This is a genomic window from Bacteroidota bacterium (assembly GCA_020161395.1).
Classification (GTDB): domain Bacteria; phylum Bacteroidota; class Ignavibacteria; order Ignavibacteriales; family Ignavibacteriaceae; genus UTCHB3.
In genome coordinates, this window is record JAIUOE010000005.1 from 222,720 (window position 1) to 243,714 (window position 20,995).

General features: G+C 43.8%; 24 protein-coding genes and 1 tRNA gene. 8 read left to right on the top strand and 17 right to left on the bottom strand.

The genetic code is table 11. The features are described 5' to 3' along the window. Positions 1 to 198 precede the first annotated feature (198 nt). From LCH52_10195 to LCH52_10240, 10 genes are all read right to left on the bottom strand, one after another. Entirely contained in the window at positions 199 to 1,743 is a 1,545-nt protein-coding gene (locus LCH52_10195) for an Eco57I restriction-modification methylase domain-containing protein (GenBank protein ID MCA0388853.1), read from the bottom strand. After that, a complete protein-coding gene (locus LCH52_10200; protein ID MCA0388854.1) occupies positions 1,733 to 2,392 on the bottom strand; it encodes an SAM-dependent DNA methyltransferase in 660 nt (219 codons plus the stop codon). Before LCH52_10200 ends, LCH52_10195 begins: the two co-directional genes overlap by 11 nt. A gap of 593 nt (positions 2,393 to 2,985) precedes the next feature. Then, positions 2,986 to 3,402: a hypothetical protein gene (locus tag LCH52_10205; GenBank protein ID MCA0388855.1), complete on the bottom strand. Its 417-nt coding sequence runs from the start codon at positions 3,400 to 3,402 to the stop codon at positions 2,986 to 2,988. Between the two features lie 43 nt (positions 3,403 to 3,445). After that, positions 3,446 to 3,865: a hypothetical protein gene (locus tag LCH52_10210; protein ID MCA0388856.1), complete on the bottom strand. Its 420-nt coding sequence runs from the start codon at positions 3,863 to 3,865 to the stop codon at positions 3,446 to 3,448. Between the two features lie 342 nt (positions 3,866 to 4,207). Further along, positions 4,208 to 5,296 (bottom strand): arabinogalactan endo-1,4-beta-galactosidase, encoded by a 1,089-nt coding sequence (locus tag LCH52_10215; GenBank protein ID MCA0388857.1) that lies wholly within the window; start codon positions 5,294 to 5,296, stop codon positions 4,208 to 4,210. A 28-nt stretch (positions 5,297 to 5,324) separates the two neighbouring features. Beyond that, positions 5,325 to 5,738, bottom strand: coding sequence for a hypothetical protein (locus tag LCH52_10220; GenBank protein ID MCA0388858.1), 414 nt, complete (start codon positions 5,736 to 5,738; stop codon positions 5,325 to 5,327). 110 nt (positions 5,739 to 5,848) lie between these two features. Next, positions 5,849 to 6,301: a hypothetical protein gene (locus LCH52_10225; protein MCA0388859.1), complete on the bottom strand. Its 453-nt coding sequence runs from the start codon at positions 6,299 to 6,301 to the stop codon at positions 5,849 to 5,851. A 263-nt stretch (positions 6,302 to 6,564) separates the two neighbouring features. After that, positions 6,565 to 7,221, bottom strand: coding sequence for a hypothetical protein (locus tag LCH52_10230; GenBank protein MCA0388860.1), 657 nt, complete (start codon positions 7,219 to 7,221; stop codon positions 6,565 to 6,567). Between the two features lie 306 nt (positions 7,222 to 7,527). Continuing rightward, positions 7,528 to 9,198 (bottom strand): hypothetical protein, encoded by a 1,671-nt coding sequence (locus LCH52_10235; GenBank protein MCA0388861.1) that lies wholly within the window; start codon positions 9,196 to 9,198, stop codon positions 7,528 to 7,530. 260 nt (positions 9,199 to 9,458) lie between these two features. Further along, positions 9,459 to 9,534 (bottom strand) — tRNA-Lys (locus LCH52_10240). 236 nt (positions 9,535 to 9,770) lie between these two features. Here LCH52_10240 and LCH52_10245 point away from each other — a divergent pair. Next, complete coding sequence (locus LCH52_10245) at positions 9,771 to 10,313, top strand: rhomboid family intramembrane serine protease (GenBank protein ID MCA0388862.1); 543 nt, start codon at positions 9,771 to 9,773, stop codon at positions 10,311 to 10,313. Here LCH52_10245 and LCH52_10250 read toward each other — a convergent pair. The 3 genes from LCH52_10250 to LCH52_10260 form a co-directional block, all read right to left on the bottom strand. Then, a complete protein-coding gene (locus LCH52_10250) occupies positions 10,306 to 11,277 on the bottom strand; it encodes a J domain-containing protein (protein ID MCA0388863.1) in 972 nt (323 codons plus the stop codon). The genes LCH52_10245 and LCH52_10250 overlap by 8 nt on opposite strands. 84 nt (positions 11,278 to 11,361) lie before the next feature. Then, the gene (locus tag LCH52_10255) at positions 11,362 to 11,916 is read right to left on the bottom strand and encodes a GNAT family N-acetyltransferase (protein MCA0388864.1); all 555 of its coding nucleotides are present in this window, start codon (positions 11,914 to 11,916) and stop codon (positions 11,362 to 11,364) included. An 87-nt stretch (positions 11,917 to 12,003) separates the two neighbouring features. Beyond that, on the bottom strand, positions 12,004 to 12,435 hold the full coding sequence (locus tag LCH52_10260; protein ID MCA0388865.1) for an META domain-containing protein: 432 nt from the start codon (positions 12,433 to 12,435) through the stop codon (positions 12,004 to 12,006). A gap of 178 nt (positions 12,436 to 12,613) precedes the next feature. Here LCH52_10260 and LCH52_10265 point away from each other — a divergent pair, with 178 nt between their 5' ends. The 7 genes from LCH52_10265 (at position 12,614) to LCH52_10295 (ending at position 17,346) form a co-directional block, all read left to right on the top strand. Further along, the gene (locus LCH52_10265) at positions 12,614 to 12,964 is read left to right on the top strand and encodes an STAS domain-containing protein (protein ID MCA0388866.1); all 351 of its coding nucleotides are present in this window, start codon (positions 12,614 to 12,616) and stop codon (positions 12,962 to 12,964) included. A 50-nt stretch (positions 12,965 to 13,014) separates the two neighbouring features. Then, complete coding sequence (locus tag LCH52_10270; GenBank protein MCA0388867.1) at positions 13,015 to 13,335, top strand: YbaN family protein; 321 nt, start codon at positions 13,015 to 13,017, stop codon at positions 13,333 to 13,335. After that, positions 13,323 to 13,808, top strand: coding sequence for a TerB family tellurite resistance protein (locus tag LCH52_10275; GenBank protein MCA0388868.1), 486 nt, complete (start codon positions 13,323 to 13,325; stop codon positions 13,806 to 13,808). Before LCH52_10270 ends, LCH52_10275 begins: the two co-directional genes overlap by 13 nt. A gap of 110 nt (positions 13,809 to 13,918) precedes the next feature. Then, positions 13,919 to 14,440 carry a hypothetical protein gene (locus tag LCH52_10280; protein MCA0388869.1) on the top strand — a complete coding sequence of 174 codons (522 nt, stop codon included), beginning with the start codon at positions 13,919 to 13,921 and terminating at the stop codon, positions 14,438 to 14,440. Positions 14,441 to 14,450: 10 nt separating this feature from the next. After that, on the top strand, positions 14,451 to 14,996 hold the full coding sequence (locus LCH52_10285) for a hypothetical protein (GenBank protein MCA0388870.1): 546 nt from the start codon (positions 14,451 to 14,453) through the stop codon (positions 14,994 to 14,996). A 3-nt stretch (positions 14,997 to 14,999) separates the two neighbouring features. Further along, positions 15,000 to 16,127, top strand: a complete 1,128-nt coding sequence (locus LCH52_10290) for a hypothetical protein (GenBank protein MCA0388871.1) — start codon at positions 15,000 to 15,002, stop codon at positions 16,125 to 16,127. An 88-nt stretch (positions 16,128 to 16,215) separates the two neighbouring features. Then, positions 16,216 to 17,346, top strand: a complete 1,131-nt coding sequence (locus tag LCH52_10295; protein MCA0388872.1) for a hypothetical protein — start codon at positions 16,216 to 16,218, stop codon at positions 17,344 to 17,346. Between the two features lie 73 nt (positions 17,347 to 17,419). Here the strand turns inward: LCH52_10295 and tpiA are convergent, their stop codons facing one another. The 4 genes from tpiA to LCH52_10315 form a co-directional block, all read right to left on the bottom strand. Next, positions 17,420 to 18,169: a triose-phosphate isomerase gene (gene tpiA, locus LCH52_10300; GenBank protein ID MCA0388873.1), complete on the bottom strand. Its 750-nt coding sequence runs from the start codon at positions 18,167 to 18,169 to the stop codon at positions 17,420 to 17,422. A gap of 75 nt (positions 18,170 to 18,244) precedes the next feature. After that, the gene (locus LCH52_10305) at positions 18,245 to 18,880 is read right to left on the bottom strand and encodes a hypothetical protein (protein ID MCA0388874.1); all 636 of its coding nucleotides are present in this window, start codon (positions 18,878 to 18,880) and stop codon (positions 18,245 to 18,247) included. A 1-nt stretch (position 18,881) separates the two neighbouring features. Next, positions 18,882 to 19,223, bottom strand: a complete 342-nt coding sequence (locus LCH52_10310; protein MCA0388875.1) for a hypothetical protein — start codon at positions 19,221 to 19,223, stop codon at positions 18,882 to 18,884. Then, complete coding sequence (locus tag LCH52_10315; GenBank protein ID MCA0388876.1) at positions 19,213 to 20,934, bottom strand: hypothetical protein; 1,722 nt, start codon at positions 20,932 to 20,934, stop codon at positions 19,213 to 19,215. The genes LCH52_10310 and LCH52_10315 overlap by 11 nt, the downstream gene beginning before the upstream one ends. Positions 20,935 to 20,995: the final 61 nt, after the last annotated feature.

Genomic DNA, 20,995 nt, shown 5'->3' on the forward strand with positions numbered 1-20,995 from the left:
TTCCAATTGTCGTGACACTGTAACGACAATTCTTTTTATCGTTTACTAATAGTCTCTACACAGTAGAGACAATTAACTTGTCATCGCTCACCAATTGTCGCTACACTGTAGCGACAATTCACCTTTCATTGCTCACCAATTGTCGCCACACTGTAGCGACAATTTAAATATTGCGAATTTCTTCCAAAAACGGCATTTTTACTCTCCATCCCCCAACTCCATCGGTCTTATCATCGACTCGATAAAATCTATCTCCTCCTGTGTCAAACCGTATTTTTTATACAGCTTCTCGTCTGTCCATGACTCCGAAAAATCCTGGATGGGGACGAAGGAGTAAGCTTTTTTCATCGCATTTTGTGTTAATTTGACAACACCTACAAGAAGATGAAATAATTTGGTTTGAGTATAAGAATAAACATTTTCCATTTCCACAATGTCTTTAAATGGACCTACAAGCAGATATGTTTCTGTGCAGGCTGATTTTGGTAAGGCTGTTATTGGCTTGAGCCAGTCTTTTCCTAAATACCCGCTACCCCATGCTTTAGGGAAAAAAAGTTTATAGGAATCTATCAAGTGCTGGTTTTTTCTAATATTTTCAAGAGAAATAAACCTTTCACCCTCTCGCTGCCAACCAAAGTAATATACCAGAATGGAATCATTTCCATCTCTTTTTGAAAAATTAGGTTTTATTCTCCTGTAACTATTTTCCTCTCTTTGGTCGAAGCCGAAAGGATCATTTGCACTTACTATATCAGAAAATTTATCTTCTTTTAGCCGATTAATTTTTTCAAGAATCGTTATAACTCTATTATAACGAATGAAACTTCCACCCTCGTCCATCATCAGATATCGGAAGGATTCTGTCATCTTATTTAAATCTTCGTAGGAATATATTTGGCATTTTCCATTGTAGTTCTTATCCCATAAGAAATAGCATACTCCACCTTTAATCTCGACTCCGGGGAAGCAATCTGAAGCATTCCAAAAATCATGTAAGATTTTCATTCTTTGATCCCTCAGCATGCTGTCACGAAAATCATCAAGCCCTCTGCCTCCTGTAAACCATCTGGAGGGTATGATCATTATTAAATAATTCGGATTTAATTTTTTCGCTTGCTCAACAAATTTTTGATAGATGGGAATAGCACTTGCACCAGTCCCTCCCCCATCGTTTAGTTGATAGGGAGGATTTCCAATAATTACATCGAATTTCATGTTAAAGATATTTTCCGGGTTTTCTGTGTGAATAAATTGATAGGCGTGCGATTCGAGTTCATCGCCACGGGAATAAACAGCCTCGGAGGCACCGCAAAATGTGCATTTACCGTTTACCCACGAGTGTTCGGTTCTCTCAAAAATTATGTTCCCCTCCTCACCTTCGAAGAGGTCACAAACCGAGTATTTTCCGTTTGCGGTTTTTGAACAGTAAACACTTCTTCTCGAAAGGAGAGCCGTCAGTTCTGTAATTGCAATGCCGAACAACTGGTTTTTGTAGATGTGGTTTAGTCTCTTCTGCCTGTCGGGGAACTCCGTCTCAAGACCGGCAATCAGTCTTTTTGCGATCTCCCTTAAAAACACCCCCGATTTACTGACGGGATCGAGAAACCTTGTATTTTTATCGCTCCAGAGCTCTTCCGGCAGCATGTCCAAAATTCTGTTTGCGAGATCGGGCGGAGTAAAAACCTCGTCATTACTCAAATTTGCGAGACACGAGAGAACATCGGGGTTGTATTCAGAAACCATCTTCAACTCCAAGTTTCATAAAATGTACAACGGGAAATTCCGCCACAGGTGTGGGAAGGAAAGCCCTTTCCCCCAGATCGGAAAAAAGATTCGGTTCATTCATCGGCTGGCTTTCCAAAAGGTTCGCCATCGTAAAATCCCTCCTTTTTATACCGTTATCGCTTACGGGACTCCATTCGGAAAAAACTATTGGCAGGGCTAAACCATCGGGAGTTTTCAGACTCAAGGCATCACCCCATAAAATATTGCGTTTCAAAATAAATGATGCCACATTCAAACATTGGGGGTTACACTTCCCGCCAAAATTTTGCCCGTACCGCTCAGCAAATATTCTCAAAAGCCGCTCCCGGCACTCAATCACATTATCTTCGAGAATGTCGATCCCGTAAATGCTCGAAACGGCGAGAATTGCATAAAATTCCCACTCCGTTTGAGCGGATTTATATCTTTTGTCTGTAACTGCAAGTTTTCTGTTGAGTATTTCGGCGAGGAAATTCCCTGTACCGCATGCGGGTTCAAGGAATCGTGATTCGATTCGTTCTGTTTCCTGTTTCACGAGGTCGAGCATGGCGTTCACCTCCCTCTCGGAAGTGAATACTTCACCATGTTCAGCTACCCGTTTCTTTGATTTTACCTGTTTGCTCTTCATTATATCACGCCACCTTGCTCCCGTTTGGCATTAAAAATAGAAATGAACGACAATATTAAATTAAGGAAAAAAATTGAATTTCTGAATAACGAAGGATGAATAACGAGGGCTGAATTGCGAAGGCTGAAAAGCAATAGCCTGTGGTTTTAACCACAGGAAATAAAAAAAATAAAGGGGACGCAGATACACGCAGATTTAACAGATTTTCGCAGATTGTGTTAATGGTTCCACGGATTTCACGGATTGCACACGGATTTTCGCAGATGAGAGCTGAAAAACAATAGCCTGTGGTTTCAACCACAGGAAATAAAAAAATTTGGGGACGCAGATTAGGCAGATTTTCGCAGATGAGAGCTGAAAATCAATAGCCTGTGGTTTCAACCACAGGAGAGAAAATAGCCTGTGGTTTTAACCACAGGGAGAGAAAATTTCCCGAAAGCTGTCGTCAGGACAATCGAGGACGATTGTCGCTCCTTTTCCGAAATGTTCAACTAGCTCATAGTTAATAGATCATAGCTTTTTTATGTCACCAAAAGCGTGAGAACAAAGGAAATTGCCGGTATTTTCATACCAAAATATAAGGGGAAAATTACCTACTTCTGCCTAAGTTTTTTTATTTTTATGCCCGCGTTTGTAGATATATCAACAACATAACCGGAACCTTTTAATAAGATATAAGAGTTTCCAACCTCTCTTTCAACTTTAAGTCCGGCGTTTTTGCATTGGGTTATTATCTCCGCACGCCGTTCCGTCGATGGGCGCGTTTCAGCGTAATAGTATGCTTTGCCGTCTGCCTCCGGTAAAAGTTGGAACAACTCCTCACCTTTCTTCCATTCTTTTCCTGTTTTGCTTTCATAACCCCACTCTTTCAGAGTTGCTCTCATTTTGTAATTACTCTGTGTAAGCAAAACGGTGATATTTTCAAAAGAAATGTATCCGGTCCCTCCATCCTGTGAAAAAGCCATTCCGGTTAAAAGAAAAACAAAAAGAAGAAGTGTTTTTGTACGCATATTATACCTCGATTAAATTTGGTGACAAAAAATTGAAAACTTGCTATTTTCTTGTGATCTCGATCTGTTGGCCCTTTTTGAGATTAATAACAAAGATATTATTGGACATCTCAATATTCTCCGTATCCTCTTTCACGATCTTGAAACCCGCTGCCAATGCATCGGCTTTCAGACTTTCTTCCCTCTCCGTGGTAAGGTTTAACTCCAGAAATGTGAAGAAATCATCTGTTTTAGACTTTCTGAACATCTGAAATCTGTGCATCCCTTTCCTGTATGTGTCGCGATTTTCCCAATCAGGAATATACCCATAATCCTTGAGAGTCATTTTAAGCGTACTGAGTCTGCCAATATCTAAAATAGAGAGCACTTCGCCGAAACTGATCGGTTTGGAGGTCTCGTTCTGTTGCGAGAAAGCCATTCCGGTTAAAAGGAAAACGAAAAGAAGAAATGTTTTTGTACGCATATTATACCTCGATTAAATTGAATATTAAAAATCTAAATTCCAAAGATAAAAACCTTTGATTGTTTTAAACAAAACAAATTAGATTTTGTTTCAATTTATTGTGAAGGCTGAATAACGAGTGCTGAGGGCTGAAAAACAATAGCCTGTCGGTTTTAACAACAGGGGGAGAGATACGAAGGATGAATAGCGAGGGCTGAAAAACAAATAGCCTGTGGTTTTAACCACAGGGAGAGAAAATTTCCCGAAAGTTATCGGCAGGACAATCGAGACGATTGTCGCTCCTTTTCCGAAAGCCAAACTTCTAATCTCAAAATTCAGCCCTCAGCCTTCCAAAATTCAGCCTTACTTCCCGCTAAACGCCTTCACCACCGGCAAAACGCGGAAATTGAAATCGTATAAAGCCTGATTTTCCCAGGAAGAACCGTTGGTGGAAGTGGTGCCCCGAAATGCAACCCACTCGCCACCCCAGTAACAAACACCTGCACCACCTGTCGACTCCCGAACTTCAGAAAAAACCTTTTTCAGAAACTGGTGTTGTCCCTCAGGTGTTGCGGGATAACCGGGATGAAGTTGATCATTGGTTCCCAGTACATTATGCGTCCAGTCATTCCACCCCAAAGTGAATGGATATGATGTTTCCACAATTGCGACTTTTTTCCCAAACTCCCGATTGAGTCCGGTGATTACAGAGTCAAGAGCGTCAATCCTCTTACCGTGGTAAAGCGGATAATATGAAAGTCCGATAATATCGTAATCAGCACCCTTTATCGAACGGAAAAATCCATCTGACCAGTCCAATCCTGCATAGTGAATCACAATCTTCGTTCCGGGAGAATACTTCCTGACGGCTTTTGCTGTTGTATCAAGCAGAGTACGAAAAATTCCGTCAGAGTTTGCAATCCTCCCCGGCTCAAACATGAAACCGATGTTTATCTCATTCCCTGTCTGGATATAATCCGGTTTAATCTCCTCTGCGATCATCTTCGTATATTCGTAAACCGAATCAATGAGAGCGGAACCGGTTATCCCCCTCCAGGCTGAAGGCATTTCCTGATGACCGGGATCCGACCAGGTATCTGAATAGTGCACCGAAATCATGACGCGAAAACCTTCACTTCTGAGGCGGGAACAAAACAATCGAACTCCGGAAAAACTTTGATCAAACTCATCCGGATCCTTGAACAGACGAACTCTTACGGTGTTTACTCCTGCTTTTTTCAAGGTGATGAGCATTGGTTCGGCTATGCTGTCGGAATTGAGGAAGATCGTCCCCTCCCTTTCTATCAAAGGTAAAAACGAAAGATCCGCCCCGCTAATGAAGAATTTTTCTTCACTTACGGGAGGGATCTCAGGGGATGTGGTACTCTCGCAGCCGGCGAAAAGGGTCATCACCAAAAGCGTGAGAACAAAGGAAATTGCTGGTATTTTCATACCAAAATATAAGGGGAAAAGCCCGGAATTACTTTAACTTTTTGATTTCGATACTTCCGTCACCATTAATCACTACTGAATAATTGTTTCCCTTTAATCGAACATATCTTAGTCCCTGCTCCCTTTCAACTTTGAGACCCGCTGCAATAGCCTGGGATTTTATTTCGTCACGCCGTTGTTTGGTTGCAGGGGGTTCGTTATAAGTTGCAGTTCCTGTGGCAGGATCGGCGACTATCCGAAATTGCTCATCGCCTTTTTTAAAGTCACTATCTGAGCTAAATTCATTACCCATTTCTTTTAAAACCTCCCCGATCACTTGTTGTGTCGGCAATTCCATTAGCTGGGTAATCTGCTTGAAACTGATCCTCCCGGTTCCCCCCTGCTGAGAAAAAGCCATCCCGGTTAAAAGAAAAACGAAAAGAAGAAGTGTTTTTGTGCGCATTTTATACCTCGATTAAAGTTAATGATTAAGATTGTATAAGGGATCCGGGCAATTCAATCGCACCGATTCCCTCAATTCTCGTGAAATGGATCCCACACGGAAGGTCACTTTTACTGTTTGGAATACCAAATTATTATATTGCTATTGCCTTTCTCTTTACTCTCGTTTTGCGAAAATTTCCAAGGCCCCTTGCTCATCGAAATTCGTGATGGTATGCTCCCTGGATCTTCCTTGAAGCCGTCGACTTTGACTTCAGTGAGCAGATCCGGGGTCCTTCCGATTCCATTTTTGCTGACAGTCTCTTGGTAGATCACCTGTTGACCGCGATTGGCTGAGAGCGTGAATTGGAATCTGCCATTAGAGAATTTCGTCCCTTTCTCACTGATCTCCCCGGTAACCTCAAATCGTTTATCCAGAGATTTAACCTTCTCAACAAGTTCGTTGATGTCCGTGGAGTATGTCATTACTTGTTTAATCTCAAATAAGCTAAGTGGTTGGGCACGCTGAGCAACCAGATACGAACCCATAAATAAGAAGAAAAGAAGAAGTGTTTTTGTACGCATTTTATACCTCGATTAAATTGAATATTAAAAATCTAAATTCCAAAGATAAAAACCTTTGATTGTTTTAAACAAAATAAATTAGATTTTGTTTCAATTTATTGTGAAGGCTGAATAACGAATGCTGAGGGCTGAAAAACAATAGCCTGTCGGTTTTAACCACAGGGGAAAAACAAATAGCCTGTGGTTTCAACCACAGGGAGGAAAAACAATAGAGAAAATTTAGAGGGACGCAGATTTACAATATTCTGCATCCCTCAAAAAAATTATAATTTAAGTCTGAGACCGGCATTTATTCCGAGGTAGGAACCTGTTGATGATGAATAGGAAACGGAGTTTCCGCTTGCGGTCATCTGGCTGAATTCCTGTCCCATGAGTGCGTAACGGATGTTTACATCAATATCAGCTACAATTCCAACGCCAATCAAGACACCAACACCTGCTGCGAGGTATTGTTTGGTTTCCGATTTATCTTCAGTCTTTATTGACATCGAGTTTCCGGAACCCTGGAGAAACACATTTTTCATCGATGCAATGCCAAGACCAAGATTGACTTCACCATATGGACGGATACCAACGGGCGTCATGTAATATCTCGCATTTACGGTCAACGGAATCAGATTCAAAGGCGCATCAACATCAACTGTTGGGGTCGCACCTGTAGCCTGTTTCAACTGAGTTGCGAAATAATCGTTGTTGAATTTGAATGAGTAGTAACCTACAGATGCCGACAATTCCACGGGAATCGGTAACGGCAATACAAATGTGACACTTCCGCCAAATCCGGTTTTGTAGATGTCACCCATGTCTCCCGAAGGGATTGCCACACCACCATTGATGCCCAAACCAAATTTTGGTACTATCTGACCAAACGACATCGGCACAAAAACCAAAATGAAAAGAAATATATACGATTTTTTCATTGGATTTCCTTTTTTTTATGTAACAGTGTTATTTAAATTTCGATTGCAATATACAAATTTGAACCAAAAAACAATGCGATCTTCAGCAAACATCATCCGTGATATCCGTGTCCAGTCCGTGGAGTCCGTGTAACTATCCCCTCTCTGCGTAAATCTGTCTAATCTGCGTGCATCCGCGTCCCCTTCAATTTTTCAAACCTTTGACCCCTCTCCCTGTGGTTAAAACCACAGGCTATTGATTTTTCAGCCTTCACCATTCAGCCTTCATACTTCAAACTTCATACTTCAAACTTCAGCCCTCAGCCTTCACAATTCATCTCTCTGTAAAGTAAAAAAGAATGTGCTCCCTTCGCCGATGCTGCTTTCAATCCACAACCTGCCACCATGTTTTTCGATAAACTCTTTGCAGAGAAGGAGACCGAGACCACTGCTTCTTTCCCCGGCGGTACCCAGTCTTCCCGTTTTCTCTCCAATTTTAAAGAGGTTTTGGAGGATATCTGCGGGGATGCCGATTCCTTTATCCTTCACCAGAACCTGTACCATATTTTCTTCAGTCAATCCGGTCTTTACTAAAATTGTGGTACCTCTGTTACTGAACTTCAGAGCATTGGAAAGCAGGTTCAGGACAACCGAATTCAACATGTTTCTGTCACCATCAACCACCACATCATCCGCCAGATCAGTGGTTATCTTAATATCCTTTTGGTTCCCCTGCTCCTTCAGCAATTCAACATGCTGTTCAATAAGTTCGTTCAGCGGGATTTTCTCCGGCTTAAATGTAATCATTCCCTGTTGTAGCTTTGCCCAATCCAAAAGGTTGTTAAGGAGGTTGAACAATCCTTTGGCACTTCTGTTCAGGTCCTTGCTTAGTTTGAGCATCTCGGAAACTGTAAGTTCCTCTCCCTCATAAGCCATAATTTCGGTCAGATTTAAAAAAGCATGAAAAGGATTTCTGAGGTCATGTGCTATAATCGAGAAAAACTTGTCTTTCAGAGAAATCTGTTTCTCCAGCTCTTCCTGCCTCAACTTCAACTGGTACTCCACTTCGCTTCTCTCAAGTTCACCGGCAGCCCGCGTTGAAACGAGATTAAGAATGGTTTCCACCAAATGATGATCTTCCAAAGGTTTTTCGCCAATCACCGCTATCAATCCAATCGGCTTGCCGTCGGAACTCCAGAGCGTGGTCCCCACATAACTCTCGGCAGTCATATCCTGCAACGCCTGATCGTAGGGGAAAAGATGCCTCACTCCTTTGGGATAGTAACAGATGTTTTTGCCAACCACCTCACCGCAGGGAGTCTCCTTAAGAGTGTATTCGATGTTGTCGTCAAACTTTCCTTTGTAATACATCGCCAGAGTTCTCGCAGCAAGATTCCCGCCGGTCAGTCTGTCAATACAGACAAACTCCATGTTCAAACTCTCTGAAAGGAACCGTGCAAGAGACTCAAAAAAAGTTTCCCTGTTCTCGAGGTATCTGCTGTTGATCAAAAAAAGCTGGGTGTCCTGAATCAGTTTTTGCTCTGTGATATCCTGAAAAGTACCGTAAACCACCCCGGCATCCAGGTCAGTTCTCCCTATAACGCGAACCTGTTTCCTGATTCCTTTTGCGCTGATCTGTTCCAGTTCCAGGTCGAACACTTCTCCTGTCTTTATCGAGTGAGACAAAGCCTCCTCCACTCTCACTCTCGATTCGGGAACATAAAATTTTAGCCCCGCTTCCAGCTCCGGGTGATACGACATTTCAACATCATGAATCGCCCTCACCTCATCAGTCCAAAGCAGAGACTTCGTTTCAATATCCAGCTCCCAAGCCCCTATCTTTGTAAGCCAGCCCATCTCCTTCAAAAGCGTTACATGCTTTCTGTGAAGAATCATCTCGTTTTTGTGTTGCTCAATGATATCCTCATGAGACTTCAACAACAATTCGTATTTCTCGCGTAGAATTTTATATTCTGCTAACAATTCATTCTCTTGCATTTCTCTCTCCTCCATGCAAAACGAATTGAAAAAATTGTAGGGATTCCATTTTCTGTCTAACCCGAATTATTCCCGGGGATAAATCCCCGGGCTATCGGTTTTTTCCCATCAACCCCATCCGCGTAAATCCGTCTAATCTGCGTGTATCCGCGTCCCCTACCCACATGTCGCCACAAGGGCTCAAATGCAACAACTCATAGATCATAGTTCATTCCTCCTCCCTTAACAAAAAAAGCCCCCAATAACATTGAGAGCTTTCCTGGTGCACCTTGCGGGACTCGAACCCGCGACCTGATGATTAAGAGTCATATGCTCTACCAACTGAGCTAAAGGTGCACCGCAAAATTACTCAAAATATTTTATATTGCAAAATTGTTCTCGAATTTTCCGGAACATTTAAAACGGAATTGTTTCATTCCTGTTCCGTTTAACCGCTTTTTGTTAATTCTTCAGTAGAAGGAGATATTCTGAATCTTCAGGTCATCTGGGACCGGATCAGCTATGCTGTTACAATCCCCTCTCTTTTCATTGCGATACTCTGGATCATCAAACTGACCGAATGGTTCACCGGGATGTCTCTCTCGTGGCTCGGTATTGCCCCGAGAGATACCGACCATATCCTGGGAATATTTCTCTCACCCCTCATTCACGGCGACTTCAAACACCTGATGTCGAACACACCACCGTTGTTCGTTTTGGGCTTTCTTGTACTTTTCTTTTATCCCGTTGGCTCCCGAAAAGCGATACCTCTGATGTATGTGCTCGGCGGAATAATCCTTTGGGTCATCGGCAGACCGGCGATTCACATCGGTGCATCCACTCTGGTTTACGGACTGGCATCATTTCTCTTTTTCAGCGGTGTGGTAAGAAGGGATATCCGTTCGATAGCCCTCGCTCTACTCGTGGTGTTTGTTTATGGAGGTTCTCTTTCGATGGGACTTCTCCCCGTCGATTCGGGAATTTCGTGGGAAGGACATCTCTCGGGTGGAATTGCAGGCATGATTTCAGCCATGCTCTTCAGAAAATATGACCCCCCTAAAAAATATTCATGGGAGGAAGAAGAGGAGTCTGAAACCGATGTGAAAAGGTACTATAAAGACAATTATTTTACTTGAAATTGTATCTCTTTTTGAAATAGGCATAGGCTGAGTTTATCCGTTTGGATGCCTCTTCAGCCCGTTTCCCCTCCTGTGCATTCGAACCCGCTTTCGAGTCGGGGTGGCTCTCCTTCATCCGTTCCCTGTATTTTTTCTTGATGTTTTCCTTGCTGTAGTCGCCATTCAACCCGAGGATGTCGCCGTAGTATTTATCCATCGGATCAATGTATTTTCCACCGGTTCCCGTTGAGGATGTGTAGCTGCTTCCGCCTGAACCGCCACGGGAATAACGGCTCGAACCTGACGCACTCGCATTGTCAAAATCCCTTACAAGGTGCTCCCTTCCGATCAGGAGAAAATGGTAGAGATTCTGTGTCCTGTATCCGAAAGCGTGAAGATAAATCAGGAGCAGGTCACCATACGGCTCGGTCTCCATCGAGAGTTTGCTTGCCTCCAGATACAACTCGTGAAGCAGTTTGGGGATGTCGTAATGGTGCTCGTTTCCGTTCAGTCCTTCATCCGCAAATGGATTAATCAGGCGAAAAACACTCTTCAACCAACTGTCATCCTGCCTTGAATTACTGAGCTTGTAGAGAATAAGAAAATCCCTGAGCATATCTTTTTGAGGAACCCTCGCCATTATTCCCGGCTCCAGGGTACTGCATATCAGTTTCATGTAGGTAGCCCGCCCGAGGAGGTCCATCAGTCCATCAAGATTGACCCCAAAAAGTGAGAGAACCACCTTATTAATTGCAGGAACGATCAGAAGGTCCTCGGCACCAAATCCGCCCGTGAGAAATGCAGCCAGCCAGCCGGCACCCTTTGCGATGTTGCGCGAGAGTTTCACTTTGTCGAGACCCTGCATTATCTCATTTCTGATCTCTCCCGCAATTGTATATGCCTCGTTATACTTGCTCTGATCATAATATTTCTGAGCCAGCCGGTATTTCTTCTCAAGTTCGTAGTAGTTCAAGAGGTCCATTGTGTTTGTTAATTGATTGATGCAACAGAAAAAAGAAAGGCTGCCCGTAATGAGACAGCCTTAAAAATCAGGATTACAAAATGACTAAAGATCCCCGGCTCTCTTCATCTGGAAATACATGCTTCGTGTCATTTCATATCTCCAGACAAGCCCGTCAACTGGATCTACATAATCATCAGTCCTTACCATACGGAGTTTGTTCAGTATATGGTTCGACGCATTCACTTCAGGTCTCGTATGAGCGATAACTTTTATAATCGAGCTGTCCTTAAACGAAAAATGAAGAAAAGCCCTCGCAGCTTCGGTCGCATAACCTCTGTTGCGGTACTTTTCAGCGGTACCATATCCGATTTCAACAACGCCGTTGTTCGGCTTTCCTTTAAATCCGCCCGCACCTATCAGTGCCTTGTCTTTTCTGTGTATAAAAAGGTAGAAACCCCACTCGCCAAATCCCGGTCCGTGTGCCAGTAAACTGTAGATGAACTCGAGTGCCTCAGGGAACTCAAGGTATCCCTTCTCTACTTTTAAGCCAAATTCCTTCTCAAAAAGAGACTCGTCCTCTTTTAACAGCTCGATATGACGGGCTTTTGAGTTGACAAGATCAAGATTTTCTGTTTTGATTACAAATGGTTCTAGCATGAAATGAATTTTTCCGGAAAAAATAAAAAAACTAACTTTTAATGTAACTTATTTTTTGACCGAAATAAAGTCATTTATTTTGCTTGGCTACTTTAATTTGGTTGCCTGATATTCAAGCACGACCTGACCACCGGAATAGAGGAACAATGTCTCACCCGTCACGGAAAACCTGTCAACCTTCTTCAGCGCCTGAAAATAGTTGATCTCCAGATTCATGTCGTCACATGCCATCTTTGTGGAACCGAGATCACCAAATGTTATTTTGTCACCCGATACAGTTACATTTCCAAAATACTGGTTACAGCTTGAATTGCCGCCAAAACTGTTTACTCCTGCAACAACCGCCAAAGTAACATCGCCGGAGTTTGCCGGTTTCACTGCAACCTGCCCGTTGATCTTTACCAGCTTCCAGGCATTGCTGTAGAGTACACCACTGTCAGAGAGCTTTACGATTGAACCGCATCCTGCGAACAACAGCAACAGAAGAAGCGGTGTGATAAGTTTAATCGTTCGTTTCATTTTTCTTCCTCGAATCTGATTGAAAATTTAATGATGGTTTTACTGAATGAAAGTTCAGATTGTTTCCCGTCACGGGTGCTTCCATTCTGAATCCATGACAATTAAAACTTTTCGTTTATTAAAAAAACGAAACTTCATATATTGTCACTTTCAATTTAACTCTTTCCGGAGATTTTTAATGTACTTTACAATAAATGCCGAAGATAACAAGTTCTTCATCCTTTGCGACGGTTCACTAAACGCTGTTGCTGTTGAAGAATTCAGAAATACCGTGGAACCCTTCATTCGTGACTACAGAGCCCCTGTCGTTATAGACCTCGACAAGGTTGACTATGTCTCCTCCGCCGGTATCAGAGCATTTCTGCTCCTTTTCAGAGCTGCAATGGCAAAAAGCCCCGAAGTCGGCGTACATTTCATGGACATGGTTTCAATTATTAATATCTCCCCCCAGGTTCAGCAGATACTCGACATCTCCGGCCTTTCAGACTCAATAAAACAATGGTCGGACGAGAGAGATTCTCTTCATTAAAAGGAACTTTTTAATTAACCTGTGGATTTATTCAAATAAAAAGAGAGTTAATGAGCAGAATAAACATTGAAGACAACCGCATAAAAAGATACCTCCTCTTCGGGCTCGGTTTTTCGTTTATGGTACTCGGAATCATCGGTTTTATCATCCCCCTGATGCCCGGCACAATCTTCCTGATTCTTGCATCGATATTTTTTGCGAGAAGTTCGGAGAAATTCCACAATCTTATCCTCCACAACCGGTTCGTAGGGAAATATATCCACTATTATCACAGTGGAGGGAAAATGCCCCTCAGAGCAAAAATTATCACCGTTGGAATAATTGTTGTTTCCCTCACCATCTCTGCAGCCTTCACATTTTGGATAAACTGAACAAAAAGAACAATCCGCCAACGCACGGCGGCAAGACAGTCCCGCCGGTTCATCAGGACGGGATTGCTGCAAACCTGCAGGAACGGTTAAATAAACTCTCTTTGATGGTCTATCTTGCAGCAGGTGATTTGGAAATTCATGAAACTGAATCAAAACTGATTATTGAAATTGGTACAAAACTCGGATTCCTGCCTGAAGAGACCGCAGAAATAATTCAATCCCCTTCAGATTTCCTGCATGTCGTTATCCCGGAGCGAAAAAGGGAAAAACTTTCGCTGATCTATGACCTCCTCTACCTGATGCTCGCTGACGGCAAGGTAACCGTTGAAGAAGTTGCCATCATTTCCAAAATAAGTTTCCTCTTCGGAATCCCCGCCATCAAGCTCAAAACATTCTACATCCAGCTCGTTGAAGCCGGCAACAAAGGGATTTCAAAAGAAGAATTTCTGCACACTATGGAAATCTTTGTCTGACCTCAGCTTTTACCTCGATTAGTGTCTTGTATCACTTGATTTATTCCTCTTAAGTTATTACATTGAAATGCGGTAAAGTTTTATTTTTCAACTAAACAAGTTGTTGCACAGTGGCTCCCAATACAATGATCACCCTTGGTGGTCTCGTCCTTTTTGGAATATTTCTCCTCTCCACGAACAGTATCATTCTGAATCAGTCTGATATTGCCGTCTCGAATGAATTCTATATCTCAGCCATCGGGTTGGGGCAGTCCCTGATTGATGAGGCGAAAGGGAAAAAATTTGATGAAGCCGCAGTTGCCGGTACTCTGAATGCCATTGGAAATCTGACCGACCCTGCCTCTCTCGGAAGGGAGACAGGCGAGACCTATACAACTCCCGATTCTTCCTGGACGGGAAATTTCAGAAGCCTTACCACATTCGACGACTTCGACGATTATAATAACTACACAAGAATGGTCAGCACACCCCGCGCAGACAGGTTTTCAATTTCTTCGAGAATTGGATATGTAAGCGAGACCTGGCCCGATTCCACTAAAACCGTCAGAACCTTTGCCAAGAAAATGACTGTCACCGTAAGCAGTCCTTATCTTTCGAACACAGTCGTTCTGGAATATCTCTTTATCTACTGATATGACTGCGATGTTAGACCTGATCGGTGCAACTCTGATCTCAGCTTTTATAACCCTGATGTTGATGACCGTTAACAACAACCTCTCCACTACGGCATCGCAACAGTATATGAACACAAATACCCAGCAGAATATGGTTGCCCTTACCGAGGTGTTTCAGTACGACTTCAAAAACATGGGGTACAGAGTTACTGACTCGATAAAAATCAGGGTTTCAGAACCAACATACATGAGCTTCAGAACCGATTTTGATAACAACGGCACGGTCGATTCAATTACCTATTACCTCGGTACCACATCAGAACTTACTGCCACCGAAAACCCGAGTGACATGCCGCTCTACAGGAAGGTAAACAACAATACCGCGGTTTTAAATAACTGGGGTATAACGAGTTTGAGATTCAGATATTACGACAGTTTGGGAGTGGAAACTTCCTTCAAATCTAAAATAAGATCATTCAAGGTTACAGTTTCAACAATGAGCTCAGTGAAATATGACAACCAGTATTCGTATTCCAACTGGGAAAAACTTTACAAACCAAGAAATCTGAGGTAAACCATGCCCGGGAAAGCTTTAATAATTTTACTCGCTGGAATTCTCAGCATCGCCGGGATCACTTACATGAATATTTTCGATTCAGGCAGAAAAATGAATCAGTCAACTACTGATTCCTACGGCAACATGCAGGTTAAAAACATTGCCGAAGCAGGTGCACAGATGGCAGTCAGGCAAATGATCAAGGACACCGCCTGGAGAACCGGCTACCAGAACCTGAAGCTCTTCGGCGGCACTATCAATGTCAGACTTAAAGATACCATCTTCGATACCACTTCCGTTGTCAAAGTGGTTTCCATAGCAACTATGGGAGGCACTGATGATTTCAAATCATGGACTGCAACATGTTACTTCAACAGGTTTAAAAGACTCACCATCTTCCCTCCTTCAATTAAAGGAGCAGCAACCACCAACAGCACTATCACCACACTCGGTGACATGAATGTGGACGGAAGAGACCATACAATCAGTGGGGCACTCCTCTCCGGAACGGGAAGTCTTGGCATCTGGACTACAGGCGGTCTCTATCAAAGCGGTTCTTCAACCATCGGAGGCACCAATTCAGGTGGTACAGATTACTCCCCCTCCAAACCGGCAAATGCATCGATTGTCGCCTACAATCAGACATACCCCGGCGGTTACCCCCGCTCTCCTGACAGTCTGCTGGGAGGACCGACAAACGGATATCCCGAAGGAACCCTGAAATCGATTGCCCTCGCAGGACTTGGTGGCAGCCAGTATGTTACAAACCCTGTGAACCTCACCTATCCTCTCAGAGGGGTAACTTATGTGGAACTCCCGTCGGGCAGCTCCTGGAACTCTGCGAATGTGGATGGAACAGGAATTCTTGTAATCCACAATTCATCCGTGAACGCAACTATAACCAACATTAATTCAGGTGTTTTTGCGGGTGTTTTTATGGCGGATGAAATAGTGAGAATCCACACGAATATAATCGGGGCTCTAATTGCCATCTCACACGACCCCCAAAGTGGTGATTGTATCGGCAACGGAACGGGAAGCATCCTCTTCTCGCGACAGGCAATCATGAATGCTGTTAACCTCGTTAATTTAACCAACTCGATCAATGCCCTTTCTGTTAATCAACAGATTTTGTACTGGTTCGAGTGATTAATTTTCATTAATTTTTGATTCTATATTTCCACTTTTAATCGATCTATTTAATAATTCAAATTTAAGCACGAGATAGAGAAGGTCTATGCCCGGAAAAGCCATAATTATTCTACTAGCAGGAATGATCGCCCTGGCAGGGATTACTGTGGGTAATATTTACGAACGGGGCAGCGACCTTGCTGCCGCTTCTGTAAACACTTACGACAATAATCAGGTGAAGAATATAGCTGAAGCAGGGGTACAAATGGCTTTAAGAAAAATTACCGTGGACACCGCCTGGCGGACAGGTTTTCCACTGATGAATGTAATGAGAGGAAAGGTGTCTGTAAGACTGAAAGATACTACCGCCCTCGCAATGAATCTCATTAAAATAGAAGCCTTTGCTTTTACAAGTTATGGCACTTCCTCACAAAAAAGCTATACCGCCATTTGTTATGTCAACAGGAATGCCACTTCTGCCGGAATGCTGCCACCTGCTATTAAAGGTGCAATCTCCGCAAACAATTCAATCCAGACTCTTGGTAATCTTACTGTAGACGGGAGAGATCATGATCTTGCAGGCTCTGTTGTGGCAAATTCAGGAACTCTGGGTGTCTGGACGACTTCCACACTGAATCAGAGTGGAGCATCGACAATTGGCGGAACCAAAACGGGTGTGGATTACGCCCCCTCAAAACCTGCTAATCTGAATACCATAGCCACACTTCAGACCTATCCGGGTGGATATCCTGCATCGCCTGACAGCATCATGGGCGGACCTGCAAACGGTTATCCTGAAGGCACTCTGAAAGCCGTGGCAATGAGTGGTGCCGGTGGCAGCCAGTATGTCACAAACCCGGCTTCTTTGACTTACCCTCTTAGAGGTGTAACCTATGTGGAACTCCCCTCGGGCGGCTCATGGACTCCCGCCAACATTGACGGGACAGGAATTCTTGTCGTTCATAATACAGCATTAAACGCTGAAATGAAAAATGTAAACAGCGGTACCTTCAAAGGTGTGCTCATCGCCGACGACATAATTCATATTCATAATACCATAATCGGTGCTGTAATAAGCATGTCACCTTTACCTTCTGCGGGTAATTGCATCGGTAATGGTTCGGGGGATATACTTTATTCGAGTGAAGCCATCAGAAATGCAGTGAATGCCGGAACCGGTGCCGGAACCGGTGCGGTCAGCAGCAGCCTGAAAGTGGTTTACTGGTGGGAACAGTAGCAGAGAATTATTTAAATTAAAAAAAGGGCGACCCTTTTTAAGGGAAGCCCTTTACAAATCGAACACTGTTTTTTTAGAGTGCTATTCCAACAAAAGAATCTGCTTTAAGACAGGCACCACCCACCAAAGCTCCATCTATGTCAGGCTGACCGAGCAGCTCCCTTGCATTATCGGGTTTCACACTTCCGCCATACTGAATTATGGTTTTTTCTGCGGTTTCACTTCCAAAATGTTTAACGAGTTCACCTCTGATGAATGCATGCACTTCCTGTGCCTGAGCGGGCGAAGCAACTTTCCCGGTTCCGATAGCCCAAACAGGTTCATAGGCAATAATTACATCCGACATTTCGGATAGTGAGACTCCCGCAAGACCTTTTTCGACCTGTCTTTTTATGACATCAAAAGTTACTCCTGTTTCTCTCTCTTCAAGTGTCTCTCCGATGCAGAATATCGGTTTTAACCCTGATGCGAGTGCTTTTTTCACTTTTTTGTTGATGGTTTCATCAGACTCGCCAAAAATGGTTCTCCTTTCGGAATGTCCAAGAATTACAAATTCGACACCGACAGATTTCAACATCGAAGCTGAAATCTCACCTGTGTATGCTCCGCTCTCCTCAAAATACATGTTCTGGGCTCCGAGTCCTACGCTGCTTCCTTTTAACAGCTCTCTCGCTGTCTCAAGTGAAGTGAAGGGGGGACAAACGATAAGCTTTGCATCGATATTTTTATTTGCCAGTTCAGCTTTTATACCCGAAATAAGTTCAATGGTACCATTAAGGTCGTTGTTCATCTTCCAGTTACCGGCGATAACTTTAGTTCTCATTTTTCTCCTCGAAATTTTAAGATTTTCAGATGCAAAGTTACCCATATTTATACCGTCTGCAAAGTTCTTTCCCGTTTATGGCTGATCAAAAGACCCGGCAGCCATCCTTTCCCTGTTTCTTTTTTTCAGCAGTTCGTAGTCTTTCAGGGTTATTTTCCCCTGTTTGTAGCTCTGAATCAGTTTTTTCTCGAACTCCACAGGATCGCCAATCTCCGTCTTGCCGCCCCCTTTTTCGGGGCGTGACTCAAGATCATGGTACTCCCGTTTCCCGTCTTCATAAAGATAGACCCGCCTCTGTCTTCCCTCCTTCCACTCATTGAAGCGGTCAACTACTTTCGGCTTGTAGAAGGAATTTTTGATTTTACCTCCCGAACCGTCACCCAGCCAGTCCCTCTCTCCCGATCCATTCTGCCAGTATAACCATGGTTCATCATATTTGATTGTTTTTTTCTTCCCCTCCCTGTATTTTTTGTAGAGGGAAAAAACACCCGGAGATAGAAGTGAGAGCAGAGCCTCCTTTTGGGGAAGTGGTGCCCCCTCCGAAGAAGGAACACCTTTTTCTCCGCCAGCCAGCTCACCAAACAGCCGTAGTATATCGGAAACCTCCTCCTCATTTTTTCTGCGGAGTTGGAATTTTTCATGGTTTGCTGCTCCCAGTCCCAATCCTCCCGAAAATCCTTTTATAAGATTAACGAAGAAATCCTCATTCACTCTACCGCCTCGTTTCCTGCAACAGCTTTGCGATCAATGATTCCTCCTCCTGTTCCGGAACGGGTTCATCTTCATCATCACTCTCTTCAGACTCATTCGATGACACGGGGAACGACGCCACAACTTCATTTTTAAGAAGAGGCTCAAAATATTTTCTGATCTCATCCATCAGTTCCGTTTTCAGTTTTACAAAAGCCTCATCGTCAAGCCCTGTTGCCTGCGGGGAATCAACGGGTACTGCCTCAACGGCGGTTTCAGTTTTTGGCTCATTAACTTCAGTTGCCTCAGGAACCATTTCAGCTCCGGTTCCCTGTTCCATTTCCTTCTTTTCTTCACTGTTCATTTCTTTTCTCCTCTGTAGGTTGTTTACTTGTATAATTGTTGATGATCTTTTCTTTGTCACCTGTTTCCAGATTCATGTAGTTCAGCACCACATCAATGGGAACCGAACCCGGGAAGACATTATTGAGCGAGATGAGCTGATCAAGTTTTTCCGCCTTCTCATCACTGCTCAAGGGTGCTTCTGTAACCGTAATTTCATAATCCATTATTTTTAACTCTTCGGCAGACGGGAGGTTTTCCCCCTGTATCTCCTCCCGCCTCATTTGCCGAAGTGCCGCTTCCACCGCGGAGTCTCCCTCATACTCCAGTGTCCCCTCGAGCAGCTTTTCCCCAAGATCACATTTCCATCTTCTTAGATTATCGAGAACCAGCCCCGCAGCAAGCAGTCCCTGCTTCTGTTTGGCTATAATCGCCTTGCCACTCTCGTTGCTGTAGTCAGCAAGTCCGTGAAAACTTCTGCCACCGGCAAGATCCTCAATAAATCCCTGCATCACTGCAGCTATCTGAAAATATTGCGGATTAACTCCCGAAACCTTCAACGGACGGAAGACCTCTTCACCCGTTCTTGTCCAGATGATTCCCCCCGTCTTCTCCGCTTTCCTTAGTGCCGTTTCGGGAGTCTCCGATTCCGCCAGTGCATGAACATTCCCCTGATATACATTCTTCACATCCCTGCCAAAGCTGTAATCGATTTGCATAAAGACCCTGTCAAGGAATATCTGCGGTTCCACCAAAAGATCGGCAAGAGTCCAGAATTTGTTCTCAAAATGGAAGGGTCTGTAGATTGAAACAGGAATTCTGTTCAGCGGAAGATCGAAAATGTCGAGTATTTCCCCGCCGGTCATAACATACTTTGTAATCTGTACCCCTTCCACAGGCATGATCTCATGTATTGGAACCTCCTGATCATTCTCCAGATAGGGGATGTGGAGTTCTCTCAGCCGGTTGCCCGCCTTCTCCCGTGACGAAAACTTCCCGGCATAAACTCCCCCCGGAAGCCGGTGATAATCCCTCCAGTCATTGAAAAGGAGGGCAAACTCCCTCACCGATGACCTGCAATAATGGTTGATGAGCCTGACTGTATCCTTCCCTCCTCTGAAAAGGTTTCCGCTGTCACTTCTGTAGAACGAATGGGTAAAAAGAGGATCGCCTGAAGAGGAAACCCTCCCGTATTTTCGTTCGACACTTTCCCTGCTGAATGTCTCACCTGTGGCAATAAACAGGGCATCATCAAGATTGTAACTCTTCGCACTGCTGTCCCAAAACACATCGAGATAATCCCTCTTTTTTGCAGACACCCTGATCTCGCCACCCGGAGAGACAGGAACAATTTCCACCGCCCCAAAACAGACCGAAAGACCGGAATCAAACACATCGCTCTCAAGTTGCAGAAGGTCCTCGCTCCTCTCTTTGTCTTTCAATATTGCCGTGGCGATCTCTGCACCGGTGGAATTTTCCTCAGCCGAGGTGACCTTTATCGAATTCCTCGACTGCCTCTGTGTTGAAATGATATTGTTGATTTTGTGATTCATAAGGGAGATTGAGTATGGATGCCTGTTCGCACTTTTTATTGCGTCAAGCTCTTCAGATGTCCAGTGAATCCCCTGTTTATACCGCTCATTCCTCCGCCCCCGTTTCCATGCCTCCTCAAAGTAATTGAGTGATTCGAGGTGAAGTTCTGTTATTTCGTTGTGTGAATAGTAGTTGCCCATATTTCGCTTTTTTTAATGCAAATTTGGGGCTCGGAGTGGTTTTTCTCAAGTGTGAAGTGGT

Coding starts and splice junctions, on each gene's coding strand:
- LCH52_10195 (MCA0388853.1), bottom strand. CDS start 1,743: ATGGTTTCTGAATACAACCCCGATGTTCTCTCGTGTCTCGCAAATTTG.
- LCH52_10200 (MCA0388854.1), bottom strand. CDS start 2,392: ATGAAGAGCAAACAGGTAAAATCAAAGAAACGGGTAGCTGAACATGGT.
- LCH52_10205 (MCA0388855.1), bottom strand. CDS start 3,402: ATGCGTACAAAAACACTTCTTCTTTTTGTTTTTCTTTTAACCGGAATG.
- LCH52_10210 (MCA0388856.1), bottom strand. CDS start 3,865: ATGCGTACAAAAACATTTCTTCTTTTCGTTTTCCTTTTAACCGGAATG.
- LCH52_10215 (MCA0388857.1), bottom strand. CDS start 5,296: ATGAAAATACCAGCAATTTCCTTTGTTCTCACGCTTTTGGTGATGACC.
- LCH52_10220 (MCA0388858.1), bottom strand. CDS start 5,738: ATGCGCACAAAAACACTTCTTCTTTTCGTTTTTCTTTTAACCGGGATG.
- LCH52_10225 (MCA0388859.1), bottom strand. CDS start 6,301: ATGCGTACAAAAACACTTCTTCTTTTCTTCTTATTTATGGGTTCGTAT.
- LCH52_10230 (MCA0388860.1), bottom strand. CDS start 7,221: ATGAAAAAATCGTATATATTTCTTTTCATTTTGGTTTTTGTGCCGATG.
- LCH52_10235 (MCA0388861.1), bottom strand. CDS start 9,198: ATGCAAGAGAATGAATTGTTAGCAGAATATAAAATTCTACGCGAGAAA.
- LCH52_10245 (MCA0388862.1), top strand. CDS start 9,771: ATGTCTCTCTCGTGGCTCGGTATTGCCCCGAGAGATACCGACCATATC.
- LCH52_10250 (MCA0388863.1), bottom strand. CDS start 11,277: ATGGACCTCTTGAACTACTACGAACTTGAGAAGAAATACCGGCTGGCT.
- LCH52_10255 (MCA0388864.1), bottom strand. CDS start 11,916: ATGCTAGAACCATTTGTAATCAAAACAGAAAATCTTGATCTTGTCAAC.
- LCH52_10260 (MCA0388865.1), bottom strand. CDS start 12,435: ATGAAACGAACGATTAAACTTATCACACCGCTTCTTCTGTTGCTGTTG.
- LCH52_10265 (MCA0388866.1), top strand. CDS start 12,614: ATGTACTTTACAATAAATGCCGAAGATAACAAGTTCTTCATCCTTTGC.
- LCH52_10270 (MCA0388867.1), top strand. CDS start 13,015: ATGAGCAGAATAAACATTGAAGACAACCGCATAAAAAGATACCTCCTC.
- LCH52_10285 (MCA0388870.1), top strand. CDS start 14,451: ATGTTAGACCTGATCGGTGCAACTCTGATCTCAGCTTTTATAACCCTG.
- LCH52_10290 (MCA0388871.1), top strand. CDS start 15,000: ATGCCCGGGAAAGCTTTAATAATTTTACTCGCTGGAATTCTCAGCATC.
- LCH52_10295 (MCA0388872.1), top strand. CDS start 16,216: ATGCCCGGAAAAGCCATAATTATTCTACTAGCAGGAATGATCGCCCTG.
- tpiA (MCA0388873.1), bottom strand. CDS start 18,169: ATGAGAACTAAAGTTATCGCCGGTAACTGGAAGATGAACAACGACCTT.
- LCH52_10310 (MCA0388875.1), bottom strand. CDS start 19,223: ATGAACAGTGAAGAAAAGAAGGAAATGGAACAGGGAACCGGAGCTGAA.
- LCH52_10315 (MCA0388876.1), bottom strand. CDS start 20,934: ATGGGCAACTACTATTCACACAACGAAATAACAGAACTTCACCTCGAA.